Below are 17,482 nucleotides of genomic sequence, written 5' to 3'. Positions count from 1 at the left end.
TCCCGTCAGTGCGCGTGTTCGGCGCCGGCCTTGCCGAGCTCGGAGCGCACGACGAAGCTGTTGTCGGCCGCGTATTCGGTGCCGGCCTGCAGGCCCTCGACGATCTCGATCATGCGGCCGTCGCTGCGCCCGAGCCTGACCGTCTGCGCGGCGAAACCGTCGGCGGTGCGCACGAAGACCGTGTCGCGCCCTTCCATGCGATGCACGGCCTCGCGCGTGACGGCGACCGGCACTTCGGCTTCGCCGGTCAGCACTTCGACCGTGACGAACAGACCCGGACGCCAGCTTCCCTTCGGATTGGCGAGCGTCACGCGCGCGGTCGCGGTACGCGTCTGCGCGCCGAGCAGCGAACCCACGTGCGCCACCGTGCCGCTGGCGGAGGAATCAAAGGCATCGGCCTTGACCGTGACCTTCTCGCCCACGCGCACGCGATCGAGGTCGCCGGCCGGCACCGCGATCTCGGCCCACACGGTCGATAGATCGGACAGCGTGAAGACGGCGGCGTCCTCCTTCAGCGCCTCGCCCAGCGAGATGTGTTTCTCGACCACGATGCCGTCGAATGGCGCACGGATTTCATAGCGGTTCAGCGCATCCCGCGCATCGGTCGCGGCGCCGATGGCCGCCAGTTTCTGGCGCGCGTTCTGCACCGCAATCTCGGCTTCCTGAACCGCCTGGCGCGCCTGCAGGAAATCCTGCTCGGCCGAAATCTTTTCTTCCCACAGCGTCTTTTCGCGCTCCCAGGTCAGTCGCGCGAGAGTCAGCCGCTTCTGCGCCGCCAGCAGTTCGCTGCGCTGTTCCGACACCGCGGTGCTCGCCATCACGGCCATCACCTCGCCCTTCTTCACCTGCTGCCCGAGGTTGGCCGGCACGCTCTGCACGACGCCGGCCACGCGCGGCACGATGTGCGCGGTGCGATCGTCATTGAAGCGGATTTCGCCGGGCAGCGTGGAAACGGTGCGGATCAGCGCATGGTCGGCCGCCAGGATACGGATGGCGGCGGCGCTTATCTGCGCAGCGCTCATCGCCACCTTGTCGTCGGCGTGACCTTCTTCCTTCGCAGGAGCCGGTTTGCCCTCTTTCTCGTCACCGTGGTCGTGACCGTCATCGTCATCGTCGTGCGCATGCTCGCCATGATCATGGTCGTCATCGGCATGCTCCTGTTTGCCATGCTCATGCGCATGGCCGTTTTCCGATGCGGACTGTCGATCGCTCAGCAGGATCAGCCCGCCCAGCAGCAGGCCGACCACGAGGATGATGGCAATGGCCAGCGTCTGTTTCTTGTTCAGTGTGTTTTTCATGTTCATCGTCCTGCGCTATGCGGGATGGCATCGCCATGCGGCGATGCGGGAATCGGGGATGGCGCGGCGCTGCCGAGCAGGCGCTCGATTTCGGCCGCGGCCGTGTGCGCCTCGGCCAGGGCGCGCAGATACTGGGAGCGCGCCTGCAGCAAGGTGCGCTGTGCGTCGAGCACGTCGAGGAAGTCGAACTTGCCGAACTCGAAGCCTTTGGCCGCCGCATCGTAGGCACTCTGGGCGGCCGGCAGCACCTCGCGCTCCAGCGTGCCGGCCTGGATGCGCGCCTGGTTCAGCCGTTCATGCGCCTGCGCCAGGTCGCCATCCAGCCGCAGGCTGGCGGCCTGCAGCTCGTCGCGCGCCTTGTCGGTGCGGCGCAGGGCTTCCAGCAGGTTGCCCTGGTTGCGGTCGAACAGCGGTAATGGAATCGATACGCCGATCAGGCCCTGGTTGCGCCCGAGCTCGGCCTCGCGCTGCACGCCGAAGCTCACGGTGAGATCGGGCGTGCGCTTGCGCTTTTCGAGATCGCTGACGGCTTCCCAGCGCTGCACCTCGGCGCGGGCACGCTGCATTGCGGGCGACGCGTCCAGCTGCGCTTCCATCGTCGCCAGTGCGGGCAGTTCCGGCAGCGCCGTCATGCGGCCGTCGGCCCGCGCGAAATGCGGCTGGCCGCGGCCCCAGGTGGCGGCCAGCTTGCGGCGCGCCACCGCGAGCTCGCCGGCTGCCTGGTTGGCCTCCAGCCGCACACCGGCCTCGGCGATGCGCGCGCGTGTCTCTTCCACCGGCGACACCTTGCCGGCCTTGACGCGCTTGCCCGCGATCTCGCTGCCGCGGCGCGCGATGTCGAGCGAGGCCTCGGCCAGCTCCAGGCGTTCCTGCGCATGCAGGACGGTGAAGAAGGCGGTGATGACGGCGGCGCGCACGTCGGCCTGGCGGCCCAACAGTTCGGCCTGCGCCGCCTCGTGCGCGCGTGTGGCGGCGGTCACGCGCGCGGCGCGCTTGCCGCCGAGTTCGATCGGCTGGCTGATCTCGAGCGTGCTGGTGCGCGTGTCGCGCCGCGTATCCTCGATGCCCATGCTGACCGAGGGATTGGGGATCAGGCCAGCTTGTCGGATCGTCGCGGCGACCGCGTCCGATTCATGCCGTGCGGCCGACAGTTCCGGACTGGCAGCCAGCGCCAGATCGAGGGCCTGCTGCAGGCCGATGGTCTCGACCGGCGGCAGCGCGGACGGACGCGTCGGCGCAGGTTCAAGAACATGGTTGAGATCATAGGCAGGCGGCGCAGGCGGCTCGCCTGCCTGCGCCATCGCGTGGCGCGGAATGAAGGGCAACAGCGCGCACGCCATGCCCAGCGAAAGCAATACCCTGTACATCGAATTCTCCTGAAAAACGGATGGAATTCGACGGGACGGCGATCAGTACCGGCGCATGCCGGTGTTGATGATGGAAAAGCTGGCCGGTCCCGCCGCGTCAGGCGGCGGGCAGACGATCGGGCCGTCTGGGGCCCTCGGGAACGTGAGAGGTGAAGCGCGCGGGCGGCGCATCGAGATAGACGCGCGGCGGCGGCACCACGGCCGGCAGCACCGGCGCCGTGAAGAATGCCTGCGACGCGGCCGCATGGCAGTAGCCGCAGTCGCCGTGCACCTTGGCCAGCTCGGCATCGCCGTGCTTGGCATGGTAGTCGGCATCGACCTTGTGCGCGTGATGGCCGAAATGATTGGCCGACGCCGCCCCGCCATGCTCGCAATAGACGGCCGCCGCCGCCCAGCTGAACTGGTACGGCAGGATCGCGATCAGGAGGATGAGCAGGATACGCTTCATGCAGGTTTTCATGCGCAATGGCGGGCAATCAGGCGGAGCGGATCATAGCACGCGCGGCGCACGCAGCAGCCGCAGGCCGTTGGCCACCACGATCAGGCTAGCGCCCATGTCGGCGAACACTGCCATCCACAGCGTGGCCTGTCCGGCCAGCGCCATGGCGAGGAACACCGCCTTGATGCCGAGCGCGATCGCGATATTCTGCACCAGCACGCGATGCGTGACGCGGCTCAGGCCGATGAAGTCTGCCAGCTTGCCGAGGCGGTCGTCCATCAGCGCGACGTCGGCGGTTTCCAGCGCGGTGTCGGTGCCGGCCGCGCCCATCGCGAAACCGATGTCGGCCTTGGCCAGCGCCGGCGCGTCATTGATGCCGTCGCCGACCATGCCGATGCGGCCGTGCCGTGCGCCGAGTTCGGTGATCGCGGCCAGCTTGTCGTCCGGCAGCAGGTCGCCGCGCGCATCCGCGATGCCGACCTCTCCGGCAATCGCCTGCGCGGTGTGCGCGTTGTCGCCGCTCAGCATGACCACGTGCACACCGAGTTTCTGCAGCCGTGCTACCGCTTCGCGGCCGCCTTCACGCACGCTGTCGGCCACGGTCGCCACCAGCCGCGGGCCGCTGTCGTCGGCCAGCACCACGGCGGTCCGTCCTTTTCGCTCGTGGCTGTCGAGCAGTGCTTCGAGTTCGGCGCTGCAGATGCCCATCTCATGGATCAGGCGATGATTGCCGAGATGCCAGCTGCGGCCCTGTACCGTGCCACGCACGCCGCGACCCGGCAGCGCCGCAAAATCCGTCACGGCATGGAGCGCATCCTGCTCGTTCTGCGTCTCCGCACGCCATGCCGCGAACACTGCGCCCGACACCGGATGGTCTGACAGATGGCCGAGGCTGGCGGCGATTGCCAGCAATTGGTCTCGCTCGCCGTCGAGCGCCAGCACCTCGGCCACTTTGGGCTTGCCGAGCGTGATGGTGCCGGTCTTGTCGAGCGCGATGGCCTTGAGCTTGCGTCCCATCTCCAGATAGACGCCGCCCTTGATCAGGATGCCGTGCCGCGCGGCAGCAGCCAGTCCGCTGACGATGGTGACCGGCGTCGAGATCACGAGCGCGCACGGACAGGCGATCACCAGAAGCACCAGCGCCTTGTACAGCCACGGCTGGAACGGCTGACCGAACAGCAGCGGCGGCAGCACCGCCACCAGCAGCGCCAGCAGCACCACGACCGGGATGTAATAGCGCGCGAAGGCATCGACGAAGCGCTGCGTCGGCGCGCGCTCGCCCTGCACCTGCTGCACGCTGCGGATGATGCGTGCGAGCGTCGATTCGGCCTGCACCGCCGTCACGCGGTATTCGAAACCGCCGTGCTCGTTGATGGTGCCGGCGAACACCTGGTCGCCGACGCTGCGTTCGACCGGGATGCTCTCACCGGTGACCGGCGCCTGGTTGATGGTGCTGCTGCCCTGCGTGATGACGCCGTCCAGCGGCAGCCGTTCGCCGGGACGGATGCGCACGATCGCGCCCTGCGGCACCTCGGCCGCCGGCAGCGGTTGCCATGCACCGTCGGCATCGCGCACGGTCGCCATGTCGGGCGTCAGCGCCATCAGGCTCTGGATCGCGTTGCGCGCGCGGTCGAGCGACATGGCCTCGATCATCTCGGCCAGCGCGAACAGGAAGATCACGACTGCCGCTTCCGGCCACTGGCCGATCGCGATCGCGCCGATCACCGCCAGCGACATCAGGAAGTTCATGTTCAGCGACAGGTGGCGCAGCGCGATCCAGCCCTTCTTCAGCGTATCGAGGCCGCCGGTCGCAATCGCCAGCAATGCGAGCGCGATCACCAGCGGCGAACTGTCGCTGCCGGTGGCCCACGCAAGAATCTCGGAGCCGATGGCGGCCACGCCCGAGACCGCCATCAGCCAGCGCTTGTGCGGTGCGATGTGCAGGTCGGCGCCGATGTCGCCGTGCGCGTCGGCTTCCGCATCCAGCGAATCGAACTTGACCAGCGGTTCCAGATCGATCTTCTTCAGCGCCTGCACGATGCCGGCGATGGACGGCAGCGTGTGCTGCACGGTCAGTTCGCGCGCCATCAGGTTGAACTGCATGCCGACGATGCCGTCCATTTTCTGGAAGCGGTCGCGGATCAGCTTTTCCTCGGTCGGGCAATCCATCTTGCGGATCAGCAGCACCGCCTGCGCGGCGCCGGGCACCGTCGGCTGCACGGCGGCAGCAGACGCACCGGTAGCAGCGGCAGCGTTGCCGGCGCAGCAGGAATGATCGTGGTCGCAACAGCTCATGGCCCCTCTCCTTGCGGATTCAATATACCCTTGCAATTAAAGACCCTGTAGCCACTTTAGGGTCAAGCATCTTTTTTGGAAATATTGTCGAAAGGCATCTCATGACGTCCCAGGCCTTGAAGATCGGCGAGCTGGCGGCCCAGACCGGCTCCACCGTGGAAACCATCCGCTATTACGAGCAGCAGGATCTGTTGCCGCCGCCGGCACGTTCGGCCGCCAACTACCGGCTGTACGGCGAGCTGCACGTCAAGCGCCTGCAGTTCATCCGCCACTGCCGCTCGCTCGACATGACGCTCGACGAGATCCGCACCCTGCTTGCCCTGCGCGACCGGCCCGAGGCCGATTGCGGCGGCGTCAACAAGGTGCTCGATCATCACATCGAACACGTCGCGCACCGGATTGCGGAACTGCAGGGATTGCAGGCGCAGCTGCAGGAGTTGCGCAGCCGCTGCCAGGCCGTGCAGAGCACGGATGCCTGCGGCATCCTGCACGAACTCGAGAATGCAGAGGCCGCGGAACCGCGCAACCTCGGCACGCACGCGGGCGGCTGCCATTGAAACATGCCGCCAGCGCCGTGAACACGGTATGCTTGCCGACTTTTGAACGCATCGCCCTGCCATGACGCGCCGCAAGATTCTCCGCTATCCCGATCCGCGCCTGCACAAGGTGGCGGCGCCGGTCGCCGTCATCGACGACGGCATCCGCACGCTGATTGCCGACATGGCGCAGACCATGTACGCCGCGCAGGGCATCGGCCTCGCCGCCACGCAGATCGACGTGCACCAGCGCGTGATCGTGGTTGACGTTTCCGATCAACAAAATCAATTGCTGGTATTGATCAATCCCGAGATCGTGCGCTCAGGCGGCAGCGCCAGCCACGAGGAAGGCTGCCTGTCGGTGCCCGGCGTGTCGGTGCGCGTGCGGCGCGCGGAATGGGTGCAGGTGCAGGCTGTCGATGAACGCGGCGAACTGTTCGAGGTACGCGCCGACGGCCTGGAAGCGATGTGCATCCAGCACGAGATGGATCATCTGCAGGGCATCGTCTTTACCGACCACCTGCCGACCGCGCAACGCGCGCGGCTCGAGAAGGAACGCGCGAGCGGCCACGCAAAAGCGCGCGCACCGGGCCGGCGCACACGCTGACTATCAGGCTTTTCAGGAAAGCCTGGCCGATACCGGATGCATGGCGCCGGTAGCCGGATGGCGCAGCTTGGAGACGCGCGCCGCCAGCAATGGATCGATCTGTTCGCGCGTCAGGCCGTGGCGGCTGAAGAAGGCATCGTCGATATCGAGTTCGGCGCGCACCCTGCCCTGTTCCTCGTTGATTTCCACCTGACCGACCTTGCCGAACAGATCAACCTGCAATCCGGTCGCCGGGTTGCGAATGTCGATCAGGCGCTGCGCGATGGCTTCGGAAAACTGCCGCGCGTCGAGCGTGCGCAGTGCGGGGAAACAGCCGTGTATCTCAATCCAGGTCTTCATCTTTCCTGCTCATCATTAGTGTGTTTGGTGCGAATCGCGCGCAAACGCCGTATCCGCGCCGCCCGGTCGATATCCGCTAGCGTTAAAAACGTTAAAAGCAACATTTAACAATCATCTACATTTGGTTTTCCGCTTTGCAACAATCCGGCGAGCCGCCTGCGCTAGAATCGCCGCTGGTCAATCTCCTCCCCATCATTCCCTGCACGGAAAATGAAGGCAAAGCGCGCCCCCACCATCCGCTCCAAGCTCGTCATGCTGGTCCTGGCGTGCGTGGTGCCGGCTTCGCTGATGGCGGTGGTATTGATCGCGCACGAATACCAGCGCGCCCGCGAACACCTGCTCTTCAATCTGCTGACGACGGCGCGCACCATGATGTCGGTGGTCGACCGCGACATCGCCAGCATCGAATCGTCGCTGGTGGCGCTGGCGACTTCGTCGCAACTGCAGGCCGGCAATTTTCGCAGCTTCTATGCGCAGGCACAAACCGTCCTGAAGATACAGAACAGCGGCGAGAATACCCATATCGCCCTGCTCGATATTCATGGCCGCCAGATACTCAATACACGCCGTCCTTTTCGCGAGGCATTGCCCGACTATTCGGCGGCGGTCGGTTTCGGCACCATTCGCGAAAGCGGCAAGCCCTTCGTTTCCAACCTGTTCGTCAGTCCGATCACGCATCGCCACCTGCTGACGATCGGCGTGCCGGTGCCGGCAACCGAAGCCACACGCCATACGCTGCACGCTGCCATCTATCCGGAACGCTTCGAGAAGCTGCTACAGCAGCAGCGCCTGCCTTCGGACTGGGTCGCTGCGGTGTTCGACAGCTCGGGCACCATCATCGCGCGCAGCGCGGAAATGCAGCGTTTCGTCGGCCGCAAGGGATCGCCCTCGCTGCTGCAGCACATGCAGGCCGGCGAACCGCTGTTCATTTCGACCACTTATGACGGCACCAAGGTACATACGGCGGTCAGCCATTCCAATGTCTCCGACTGGTCGCTTGCGATCGGCATTCCGACCGAGCTGATCAACAAGGAACTGCGCATCACCATGATGTGGCTGGTGCTGGCCACCATTGCCCTGCTGAGCAGCAGCCTCGGCGCGGCATGGCTGATCGGCGGTCGCATCGCCGAATCCATTCACGGCCTGACCGGGCCGGCGCTGGCGCTCGGTTCCGGCGAGATCGTGACGGTGCCGCCGTTGAACCTGCGCGAGGCAGACGAGGTTGGCGCCTCGCTGGTGCGGGTCTCCGAGATGCTGCATCACGCCCAGCATCGGGCGAATCACGACATCCTGACCGGCCTTGCCAATCGCGCGCTGTTCGACGAAATGCTGAACCAGCACCTGTCGCTGTGCGAACGCAATCGCTCGGTCCTTTCCATCCTCTACATCGACCTCGACGGCTTCAAGGCCATCAACGACCGGCACGGGCACGAGGTCGGCGACAAGCTGCTGTGCAACGTCGCCTCCCGGCTGAAGGCCGGCAGCCGCCATTCGGACATGGTATCGCGCCTGGGCGGGGACGAATTTGCCATCATCATGGTCGGTGCCACCATGCACGACAGCGCGATCGTTGCCGGCAAGCTGGTCGACAGCCTGTCGCTGCCCTACGAAATCGACGACCTGGTACTGCATATTTCCGCCAGCATCGGCGTGGCCAGCTATCCGGAATCGGGGGTCACGGCGGAAATCCTGCTGCAACGCGCCGACGTCGCCATGTATCGCGCCAAGGAAACCGGTCGCCGCCGCGTCGCGACCGCACACAACTCGAACTGAACGACGGACAAAGAAAAAGGCGGGATTTCCGCCTTTTTCACTTGCTTCATCGCGACTGCTAGCCGCGATACAGCTCTTCCAGCCGTTTTCTCTCCTGCTCTTCCGGACTGCCGGGTACTGGCTCGCCGGGAACCGGCACCGGCTGGTCGGAAGGCGTGAAGAAACGCTCCCAGAAACTCTTTTCCTCGTCGATATCGAGCGACTTGACCGCATCGCCGTCAACATACTCGGTGTACATCCAGTCGTCGTCCACGCGCACCAGACCAGTCGGCACCACCGGCGAGAATTCCTGCTTGCCACGCAGCGCCACGCGCATGTAGTCGGTCCAGATCGGCAGTGCCAGCGTGCTGCCGAACTCGCGCCCGCCGAGCGAGCGCGGCTTGTCGTAGCCCATCCAGGCGACGCCGACGATGTCGCGCCCGTAGCCGGCAAACCAGCCATCCATGGAATCGTTGGTGGTACCGGTCTTGCCGGCGAGATCGCCGCGACCCAGGCGCTGGCCGGCCAGATAGCCGGTGCCCGAACGCACCACGTCGCGCATCATCGAATCGGTGACGAAGGCATTGCGCGGCGAGATCGCGCGCGCGACTTCATCGCCGGCCTGCGGATGATCGGCTTCCAGCACTACCTTGCCCTGCCCGTCCACCACCTTCTGGATCAGGTACGGCGGCAGCTTGAAGCCGCCGTTGGCGAACACCGCATAGGCACCCGCCATCTGCAGCGGCGTGACCGAACCTGTGCCCAGCGTCAGCGTCAGGTTGGATGGCTGACGCGCCGGATCGAAGCCGAAATGCGCGAGATGGTCGATCGCGTAAGGCGGCGTGATCTTGCGCAGGATGCGGATCGAAACCAGGTTCTTGGAGCGCTTCAGGCCGTTGCGCATGGTGATCGGGCCGTCGTACTGGCCGTTGTCGTTACCCGGATTCCAGATCTTGCCGTCCTGCTGCAGGCCGCCGTCGTCCGACAATTGCGCGTCATTGATCAGCGTGCTCGGCGAGAAGCCCTTTTCCAGCGCAGCCGAATAGATGAAGGGCTTGATGGTCGACCCCGGCTGGCGCCACGCCTGCGTGACGTGGTCGAACTGGTTCAGCGCAAAGTCGAAGCCGCCGACCATGGCGCGGATCGAGCCGTCGCTGCCGTTGAGCGCGACGAAGGCGGCCGCCACTTCCGGCAGCTGCACGAGCGACCATTTGTCCTTGAGCTTGACGACGCGCACGATGGAACCCGGCTTGATCTTCTTCGCTTCGGCCGCCTTGGCCGCGAGGCCGGACGCCGCAAAGCGCAGGCCTTCGCCCGCGACTTCCACCGTTTCGCCCGACAGCAGCACCGCCTGCACGCGCTTGGGCGATGCTTCCAGCACCACCGCCGCCTTCAGGTCGTCGCTGTCCGGATGCTTGACCAGCGCATCCTCGATCGCATCCTGGCGGTCTTCTGCATCGGCTGGCAGTTCGACGTGGCCTTCCGGTCCGCGATAGCCGTGGCGGCGGTCGTAATCGAGCACGCCGCGCCGCACCGCCGCATAGGCGGCGTCCTGGTCGGCCTTGACCAGCGTCGTATAGACGGTGAAGCCGCTGGTGTAGATGTCGTCGCCATATTGCGCATACATGAAGCGGCGCACCGATTCGGCCGCGTACTCTGCGTGCGTGCGGTACTGTCCGCCATCCTTGTGCACGCTCGGTTCCTCGGCGCGCGCCTGGTCGTATTCGGCCTGGGTGATGAAGCCGAGCTCGTGCATGCGCTTGAGGATGTATTGCTGGCGTTCGGTGGCGCGCTTGGGGTTGACCACCGGATTGGCGCTGGCCGGTGCCTTGGGCAGGCCGGCCAGCATCGCCGATTCGGCGATCGTCAGCTGTCCGATCGGCTTGCCGTAATAGATGCGCGCCGCGCTGCCGAAGCCGTAGGCGCGCTGCCCCAGATAGATCTGGTTCATGTAGAGCTCGAGAATCTGGTCCTTGCTCAGGTTGCGTTCGATACGCATGGCCAGCAGCACTTCCTGCAGCTTGCGGCTGTAGGTTTTCTTCCGCGTCAACAGGAAGGTGCGCGCCACCTGCATGGTGATAGTCGAGGCCCCCTGCGACTTGCTGCGCACCAGATTGGCGAGCCCGGCCCGCACGATGCCGAGGAAATCGACGCCGCCGTGTTCGTAGAAGTTGTTGTCCTCGATCGCGATGATGGCGTTCTTGAGGCTGTCCGGCACCTGCGCGATCGGCACGAAGTCGCGCCGTTCCTCACCGTATTCGCCGATCAGCACGTTGTCGGCGGTATAGACGCGCAGCGGAATCTTCGGCCGGTAATCGGTCAGCGCATCGATGGACGGCAAGTTGGGCAGGATGAAGGCGAACACCCAGATTGCCAGCAGGAGCAGCAGCGAGGCGAATCCGATGGCGGCGGCGATGGCCGCCTGGCGAAGCTTGATGTCGGTCGGACGTTCCGACCATGCAACGATGGCGGAAGAGATGGTCGAAAAAAAACGCAAGGCAAAACCCCTGAAAATCCAAAAATCTGCGCCGCAACTTTATCAGGCATTGCCCAACGAGGTTGAAACCATTTATTTCTTGCTTTCCTGTCAAGTCGTCGGAAGGTGTGGTCCGCGCGGGATTTCCTGCTCTGCCGGTCGTGCGACTGGCACCATCCTCCTACTGCCCTTACAATGGCAGCACCCTGTCAGGCGAAACGTCCTTTCATTGACTGTTTTCAATCGCATTCATTCCTGAACTCATGAATAAAGCCCTGTCCCGCTCCGCGCCCTCCGCCGACACCGTCGAAGTACAGGCGCTGCGCGCGCGATGCGCGACCTGCAGCATGCACCAGTTGTGCCTGCCGATGGGTCTGGAAGAAAACGACATGGACCGCCTCGACCAGATCATCGGCCGCCGCCGCAAGGTGCCGCGCGACACCCACCTGTACCGTATGAACGATCCGTTCACCAATCTGTACGCGGTGCGGCTCGGCCATTTCAAGACCTGCCAGGTCAACGCCGGCGGCGAGCAGCAGATCACGGGCTTCCAGATGACGGGCGAACTGCTGGGCATGGATGCGATCAGCACCGACCGCCACCACTGCGACGCCATCGCGCTGGAAGACAGCGAAGTCTGCGAGATCCCCTTCCACCGGCTGGAAGAACTGTTCGGCACCATGCCGACCCTGCTGCGCCACTTCCATCGCATGATGAGCCAGGAAATCACGCGCGAGCAGAGCGTGATGCTGCTGCTCGGCAACATGCGCGCCGAACAGCGCTTCGCCGCCTTCCTCGTCAACCTGGCGTCGCGCTACACCACGCGCGGTTATTCCTCGACCAACTTCCAGCTGCGCATGTCGCGCGAGGACATCGGCAACTACCTGGGCCTGACCATCGAAAGCATCAGCCGCCTGCTGTCGCGCTTCAAGAAGGAAGGCTTGCTGAAGGTCAACAACCGCGAGATCGAACTGCTCGACATGCCGACCCTGAAGGCCATGGCGGCCGGCACCGAAGTCTGTCCCTGAGCAAGTGATCGAGGGTCACACGGCTGTTGTTTTTTGCCGTGCGAAACGGGTGGGTCCAGCCTTGCCGCGTTAGGCGCGACATGCTTGTGCTATGGTTGACGTACTGCAATGCGAGCGCAACGACCGATTGCCTCATTCGCACCCTGGATGTCGAATGCCTCTGAATTACCTGCGTCATCTGTCCGGAAACCAACGCACCCGCCGTGCCAATCGCCAGCTCGGCGCCATGCTGGCGCTGGTCGCCGGCGCGGTCAACGCCGGCGGTTTTCTTGCCGTCAAGCAGTACACCTCCCACATGACGGGTTTCGTCTCGGCGATCGCCGACAACCTCGTGCTCGGCAATACGCTGCTGGTCATTGGTGGCGTCTCTTCCATCCTTTCCTTCCTCGGCGGCGCGGCCTCCACCTCGGTCATGGTCAACTGGGCGCGGCACCGGCGCCTGTTCTCGGAATACGCGCTGCCGCTGATGATCGAAGCCCTGCTGCTGCTCCTGTTCGGCCTGCTCGGCGCCAACCTGCAATCCTTCATCGCCATCACGCTGCCGGCCACGGTGCTGCTGCTGTGCTTCATCATGGGACTGCAGAACGCGCTGGTGACCAAGCTGTCGCAGGCCGAAATCCGCACCACGCATGTCACCGGCGTCATCACCGACCTCGGCATCGAACTCGGCAAGATGATCTACTGGAACCACACCCACCGTCCCGACAGCGACGGCCACGTGCACGCCAACCGCGAAAAGCTGATCACCCACCTGCTGATCCTCGGCATGTTCTTCTCGGGCTGCCTGATCGGCGCGGTCGGCTTCAAGACCTTCGGCTTTTCCACCGTGCTGCCGTTCTCGGCGCTGCTGGTGCTGCTGGCCTGCATTCCGCTCGGCGACGATGCGCTCGCCATCCTGCGCAAAAGAAGGTCGGCCGCCGATTGAACCTGCCGCCACCGTTTCCACTCTGAGAGAAAGAACAACGAAGACCCGGCTTTTTCCGTCGCCACGGCGAACGATGACCGGATTCCGGCGATTGCCTGCTTTGCGGGCCTGCGCACCCTCAGTGAATTTTCCCTGTGGAATCATTCATTCCGACCGATCAGCACGCAGACACGACGCCACCGGCGTCGGACCACACACCGCCGCTCTGGCAGCGCGCCGTCGCCCGACTCGCGACACGCATGCAGGTCGCCCATCCGGCTCGCCTGCGCTCGTGGCTGCGCGGTGCGTTCCTGCGGCCGTCCCCGAGCGAAGCTGTCACGATCGCCACCGACGAGATTGCCGAGCTGCCGCACCGGCTCGCCGCGCATTTCGGGATTGCCGCCGGTGCCGGCTGGCAGGCCTGGCTGTCGGCCCTGTTTTTCGTGCCGCCGGCGCAGCGCGCTGCGCACGCCTCGAATTTCCGGCCGGCCCGCTTCGCGGTCCATACCACCTTCCGCTCGCTCGACCTGCTGATCCGCCTGGTGCTGACGCTGTTCGGCCAGCTCATCGCCTTTACCCAGCGCGCCACCGACTTCCTCTCGGCGCGACTGCCTGACCTGGATTTCCTGCAGCTCGAAAGAAGGCTGGACCGGCTCGCCTCCAGCGACCTGCTCGCGCTGCCTGCGGTGCGCTGGGCCACGCTGGCACTGGCGCTGGCCATGTTCGCCATCGTCTGCACCACGCCGTTCTCGCTGCAGGCGCAGCTCGTGTTCCTGCTCGCGATGTGGCTGGCCGCGCTGATCGTGCGGCGCGTGATGGGCAACATGTCCAAGCTGATCTTGATCGCGCTGTCGCTGATGGCTTCGGCGCGCTACGCGTGGTGGCGCCTGACCTCGACGCTGGACCTCGAGACCGGCTGGGAAACCTTCTTCGCCGCGCTGCTCCTGCTGGCCGAGGCTTACACCTGGATCATCCTGCTGTTCGGCTACATCCAGACCGCGTGGCCGCTGAAGCGTCCGGTCACGCGGCTGGCCGGCGAACGCAGCGACTACCCGACCGTCGATGTCTATATCCCGACCTACAACGAGCCATTGAGCGTGGTCAGGCCGACCGTGCTGGCGGCGCGCAGCATGGACTGGCCGGCCGACAAGCTGCGCATCCACCTGCTCGACGACGGCCGCCGCGATGCCTTCCGCGCATTCGCCGCAGAAGCCGGCATCGGCTACCTGACACGTCCCGACAACCGCCACGCCAAGGCCGGCAATCTTAATCATGCGCTGGCGGTGACCTCGGGCGAATACGTCGCCATCTTCGACTGCGATCACCTGCCGACCAGCAGCTTCCTGCACGAATGCATGGGCTGGTTCCAGCGCGACAGCCAGTGCGCGATGCTGCAGACGCCGCACCATTTCTTCTCGCCCGATCCGTTCGAGCGCAACCTGTCCACTTTCCGCCGCGTGCCGAACGAAGGCGCGCTGTTCTACGGCCTGATCCAGGACACCAACGACCTCTGGAACGCCACCTATTTCTGCGGCTCCTGCGCCATCATCAAGCGCAAGCCGCTCGAACAGATCGGCGGCATCGCGGTCGAGACCGTGACCGAGGACGCGCATACCGCGCTCAAGCTGCACCGGCTCGGCTACACCACGGCCTACATCAACACGCCGCTGGCGGCCGGACTCGCGACCGAGAGTCTTTCCAGCCACATCGGCCAGCGCATCCGCTGGGCGCGCGGCATGGCGCAGATCTTCCGCATCGACAATCCCTTCCTCGGCAAGGGCCTGAGCTTCTTCCAGCGCATCTGCTACGGCAACGCAATGCTGCACTTCTTTTACGGCATCCCGCGCCTGATCTTCCTGACTGCGCCACTGGCCTACCTGTTCTTCGAGCTGCACGTGATCAACGCGGCGGCCGGCATGATCGCGCTCTACGTGCTGCCGCACATCGTCATGTCCAATCTGGCCAACGCCCACATCCAGGGCCAGTACCGCCATTCGTTCTGGGCCGAGGTCTATGAGACGGTGCTGGCGTGGTACATCGCGCTGCCGACCACGATCGCCATGTTCAAGCCCTCGGCCGGCAGCTTCAACGTCACCAGCAAGGGTGGCCTGATCGAAAAGACCTATTTCGACTGGCATATCTCGCGCCCCTATCTGCTGCTGATCGTGCTCAACTTCGCCGGACTGGCAGCCGGACTGCTGCGGCTGTTCTATTTCAATTCGCACGAGGCCGGCACCGTCCTGCTCAACATGGTCTGGACGCTCTACAACTTCCTGATGCTGGGTGTGGCGGTCGGCGTGGCGACTGAAACACGCCAGGTGCGCAGCGCGCATCGCGTCGCCTCGCGCCTGCCGGCGGCGCTGCACCTGCCGGACAGCACGACGGTGCCGTGCTTCACGCAGGATTATTCGATGAACGGTCTGGGACTGGAAATCTCCGACCAGCATGCGCTGGCGCTCGGCATGGAGGTACAGGTCTCGCTGTGGAACGGCCTGCGCGAACACCGCTTCCCGGCGCGCGTGGTGGTGCGCAACACCGGCACCGTCGGCCTGCAGTTCGCGCCGCTCGACGTGCAGGCGCAGGCCGACCTCGTGCAGTGCACCTTCGCGCGCCCCGAAGCCTGGCGCGGCTGGAAGGACGACCAGGACGTCGACCGCCCGATGCAGGGTCTGCACGAAATCTTCACGCTGGGCGTGGCAGGCTATCGCAAGCTGCTGCACATGCTGGCCGACGGCTGGACCCGACGCAAGGCCGGCATGCGCGCGCGCTTCGCGCGCAAGGCCAGCCGCTAACATCGACATTGCCGAAAGGACGCAATGCACTACTGGAGCCTGTATTTCTTTGCCAAGTTCGGACTGTTCCTGGCCGAGGTCATCCGCTTCGGCTGGCTGTCCAACCTGCTGCTGGCGATCTTCGTCAGCCTGCGCTTCCGCGACCGCCGCTGGCGCATCGCGCAGCAATGCATCGCGATTCCGGTCGCCATTGCCCTGCTCTACAGCGAATCCAACCTGCCCCCGATAGAACGCGCGCTGGCCGCCGCCAAGGATCTCGCCGGCTTCAGCCCCGGCTACCTGATGGAGCTGATCGGGCGCTTCGTCAACTGGCGCGACCTGGCAATCGTCGCCGCCATGCTGCTCGTCTATCGCCTGCTGGCTTCGCGCATCCGCTTCACGAGCTTCGCCTTCCTGGTGATCTTCATGGTGCCGGTGGTCACGCATTTCCGCCAGCCCGTGGACGACCGCCAGGCCGTCATGACCGCACGCGCCGGCCAGGCCCCGCTCAACGCACAGGACCCGGCGGCGCTGCTCGACGCCTTCTATACCGAGGAACGCGCGCGCGTGCCGATCAGCTTCCCCGCCACCCAGAGCGGTCGCCTGCCGTTCGACGTGGTGCTGCTGCACGTCTGCTCACTGTCGTGGGACGACCTTGACTTCGTCGGCGAAGGCAATCCGGAAATCCTCAAGCGCTTCGACGTGATCTTCCGCCATTTCAACTCGGCCGCCAGCTACAGCGGCCCCGCCGCGCTGCGCGTGTTGCGCGGCAATTGCGGCCAGACTGCGCACGCGAGCCTGTACAGCGCCGTCACCGACGAATGTTCGCTGTTCAAGAACTTCACGGCGGCCGGCTACGATGCCCACGCCCTGCTCAACCATGACGGCGTGTTCGGTCATTTCGCCAGCGATCTCGAAACCTACAGCGGACTGGGCCAGCATCCGGAAATCGCCACCGAGGGCGAAGTGGCGATGCGCAGCTTTGACGGCCGCCCGATCTATGGCGATCTCTCCGTGCTGTCCAGGTGGTGGAACGCGCATCGCCTCAACACGCCGACCGGATCGACCAAGCCGGTCGCGCTCTACTACAACACCATCTCGCTGCACGACGGCAACGTGGTCGAAGGCATGAAGGGCCGCGGCAGCCTGCAGACCTACAAGCCGCGCCTGGACAAGATGCTGCAGGATTTCGACCGCTTCATCACGCAGCTCGAGGACGCCGGACGGCCGGTGGTGGTGATCATGGTGCCCGAGCATGGCGCGGCGCTGCGCGGCGACAAGGTGCAGATCGCCGGCCTGCGCGAGATTCCGAACCCGCGGGTGACGCTGGTGCCGGCCGCGGTCAAGGTGATCGGCATGAAGAACGAAGGCCAGCCCTCGCCGCCGGTGTTCGTTGACCATCCGACCAGCTACACCGCGCTGTTCACGCTGCTGTCGTCCATCCTGGGTCAGGAAGCATCGACGCTCGACCGCCTGCAGCTGGCCGACATGGCCAAGACCCTGCCCGCCACGCGCTTCGTCAGCGAGAACGAAAAGATCATCGTGATGCAGGGCGAGAACGACTACTTCATGCGCTCGGCCGAAGGTACCTGGATCAGGTACAACGACTGAACCAGGGCTGAACCACGACCGAATCGTGCCCGGCCGCAAACCGGACACGGACCGCCGAT

13 protein-coding genes are annotated in these 17,482 nt (G+C 65.1%); 7 read left to right on the top strand and 6 right to left on the bottom strand.

Annotation, left to right across the window (positions count from 1 at the left end; genetic code table 11):
- Positions 1-5: 5 nt before the first annotated feature.
- The 4 genes from IEV38_RS04220 to IEV38_RS04205 all read right to left on the bottom strand — a co-directional run bounded on the left by IEV38_RS04220 (position 6) and on the right by IEV38_RS04205 (position 5,399).
- Positions 6-1,304, bottom strand: coding sequence for an efflux RND transporter periplasmic adaptor subunit (locus IEV38_RS04220; protein ID WP_188394932.1), 1,299 nt, complete (start codon positions 1,302-1,304; stop codon positions 6-8).
- On the bottom strand, positions 1,301-2,665 hold the full coding sequence (locus tag IEV38_RS04215) for a TolC family protein (protein WP_188394931.1): 1,365 nt from the start codon (positions 2,663-2,665) through the stop codon (positions 1,301-1,303). The genes IEV38_RS04220 and IEV38_RS04215 overlap by 4 nt, the downstream gene beginning before the upstream one ends.
- Before the next feature lie 97 nt (positions 2,666-2,762).
- On the bottom strand, positions 2,763-3,113 hold the full coding sequence (locus IEV38_RS04210; protein WP_188394930.1) for a DUF2946 family protein: 351 nt from the start codon (positions 3,111-3,113) through the stop codon (positions 2,763-2,765).
- Positions 3,114-3,155: 42 nt separating this feature from the next.
- Positions 3,156-5,399, bottom strand: coding sequence for a heavy metal translocating P-type ATPase (locus tag IEV38_RS04205; RefSeq protein WP_188394929.1), 2,244 nt, complete (start codon positions 5,397-5,399; stop codon positions 3,156-3,158).
- Positions 5,400-5,500: 101 nt separating this feature from the next.
- Here IEV38_RS04205 and cadR point away from each other — a divergent pair, with 101 nt between their 5' ends.
- Positions 5,501-5,956, top strand: a complete 456-nt coding sequence (gene cadR, locus IEV38_RS04200; RefSeq protein ID WP_308633541.1) for a Cd(II)/Pb(II)-responsive transcriptional regulator — start codon at positions 5,501-5,503, stop codon at positions 5,954-5,956.
- Positions 5,957-6,017: 61 nt separating this feature from the next.
- Positions 6,018-6,542, top strand: a complete 525-nt coding sequence (def, locus tag IEV38_RS04195) for a peptide deformylase (protein ID WP_188394928.1) — start codon at positions 6,018-6,020, stop codon at positions 6,540-6,542.
- Positions 6,543-6,554: 12 nt separating this feature from the next.
- Here the strand turns inward: def and IEV38_RS04190 are convergent, their stop codons facing one another.
- Entirely contained in the window at positions 6,555-6,881 is a 327-nt protein-coding gene (locus IEV38_RS04190) for a hypothetical protein (RefSeq protein WP_188394927.1), read from the bottom strand.
- A gap of 210 nt (positions 6,882-7,091) precedes the next feature.
- Between IEV38_RS04190 and IEV38_RS04185 the strand changes: the two genes are divergently transcribed.
- The gene (locus tag IEV38_RS04185; RefSeq protein ID WP_188394926.1) at positions 7,092-8,654 is read left to right on the top strand and encodes a bifunctional diguanylate cyclase/phosphodiesterase; all 1,563 of its coding nucleotides are present in this window, start codon (positions 7,092-7,094) and stop codon (positions 8,652-8,654) included.
- Between the two features lie 58 nt (positions 8,655-8,712).
- Here IEV38_RS04185 and IEV38_RS04180 read toward each other — a convergent pair whose 3' ends face one another.
- A complete protein-coding gene (locus IEV38_RS04180; RefSeq protein WP_229728863.1) occupies positions 8,713-11,070 on the bottom strand; it encodes a penicillin-binding protein 1A in 2,358 nt (785 codons plus the stop codon).
- Between the two features lie 302 nt (positions 11,071-11,372).
- Between IEV38_RS04180 and fnr the strand changes: the two genes are divergently transcribed.
- From fnr to bcsG, 4 genes are all read left to right on the top strand, one after another.
- Positions 11,373-12,137 carry a fumarate/nitrate reduction transcriptional regulator Fnr gene (gene fnr, locus IEV38_RS04175; RefSeq protein ID WP_188394924.1) on the top strand — a complete coding sequence of 255 codons (765 nt, stop codon included), beginning with the start codon at positions 11,373-11,375 and terminating at the stop codon, positions 12,135-12,137.
- A gap of 154 nt (positions 12,138-12,291) precedes the next feature.
- Positions 12,292-13,062, top strand: a complete 771-nt coding sequence (locus IEV38_RS04170; protein WP_188394923.1) for a YoaK family protein — start codon at positions 12,292-12,294, stop codon at positions 13,060-13,062.
- A gap of 134 nt (positions 13,063-13,196) precedes the next feature.
- On the top strand, positions 13,197-15,833 hold the full coding sequence (gene bcsA, locus IEV38_RS04165) for a UDP-forming cellulose synthase catalytic subunit (protein WP_229728652.1): 2,637 nt from the start codon (positions 13,197-13,199) through the stop codon (positions 15,831-15,833).
- 24 nt (positions 15,834-15,857) lie between these two features.
- Positions 15,858-17,423: a cellulose biosynthesis protein BcsG gene (bcsG, locus tag IEV38_RS04160; protein WP_188394922.1), complete on the top strand. Its 1,566-nt coding sequence runs from the start codon at positions 15,858-15,860 to the stop codon at positions 17,421-17,423.
- Positions 17,424-17,482: the final 59 nt, after the last annotated feature.

Source organism: Oxalicibacterium flavum (assembly GCF_014635065.1).
GTDB lineage: Bacteria > Pseudomonadota > Gammaproteobacteria > Burkholderiales > Burkholderiaceae_D > Oxalicibacterium > Oxalicibacterium flavum.
This window is presented reverse-complemented; position numbering and strand designations above follow the sequence as displayed.

Excerpts from the sequence above, each read along its gene's own strand:
- IEV38_RS04220 (WP_188394932.1), bottom strand. The coding sequence starts at position 1,304 with ATGAACATGAAAAACACACTGAACAAGAAACAGACGCTGGCCATTGCC.
- IEV38_RS04215 (WP_188394931.1), bottom strand. The coding sequence starts at position 2,665 with ATGTACAGGGTATTGCTTTCGCTGGGCATGGCGTGCGCGCTGTTGCCC.
- IEV38_RS04210 (WP_188394930.1), bottom strand. The coding sequence starts at position 3,113 with ATGAAGCGTATCCTGCTCATCCTCCTGATCGCGATCCTGCCGTACCAG.
- IEV38_RS04205 (WP_188394929.1), bottom strand. The coding sequence starts at position 5,399 with ATGAGCTGTTGCGACCACGATCATTCCTGCTGCGCCGGCAACGCTGCC.
- cadR (WP_308633541.1), top strand. The coding sequence starts at position 5,501 with ATGACGTCCCAGGCCTTGAAGATCGGCGAGCTGGCGGCCCAGACCGGC.
- def (WP_188394928.1), top strand. The coding sequence starts at position 6,018 with ATGACGCGCCGCAAGATTCTCCGCTATCCCGATCCGCGCCTGCACAAG.
- IEV38_RS04190 (WP_188394927.1), bottom strand. The coding sequence starts at position 6,881 with ATGAAGACCTGGATTGAGATACACGGCTGTTTCCCCGCACTGCGCACG.
- IEV38_RS04185 (WP_188394926.1), top strand. The coding sequence starts at position 7,092 with ATGAAGGCAAAGCGCGCCCCCACCATCCGCTCCAAGCTCGTCATGCTG.
- fnr (WP_188394924.1), top strand. The coding sequence starts at position 11,373 with ATGAATAAAGCCCTGTCCCGCTCCGCGCCCTCCGCCGACACCGTCGAA.
- IEV38_RS04170 (WP_188394923.1), top strand. The coding sequence starts at position 12,292 with ATGCCTCTGAATTACCTGCGTCATCTGTCCGGAAACCAACGCACCCGC.
- bcsG (WP_188394922.1), top strand. The coding sequence starts at position 15,858 with ATGCACTACTGGAGCCTGTATTTCTTTGCCAAGTTCGGACTGTTCCTG.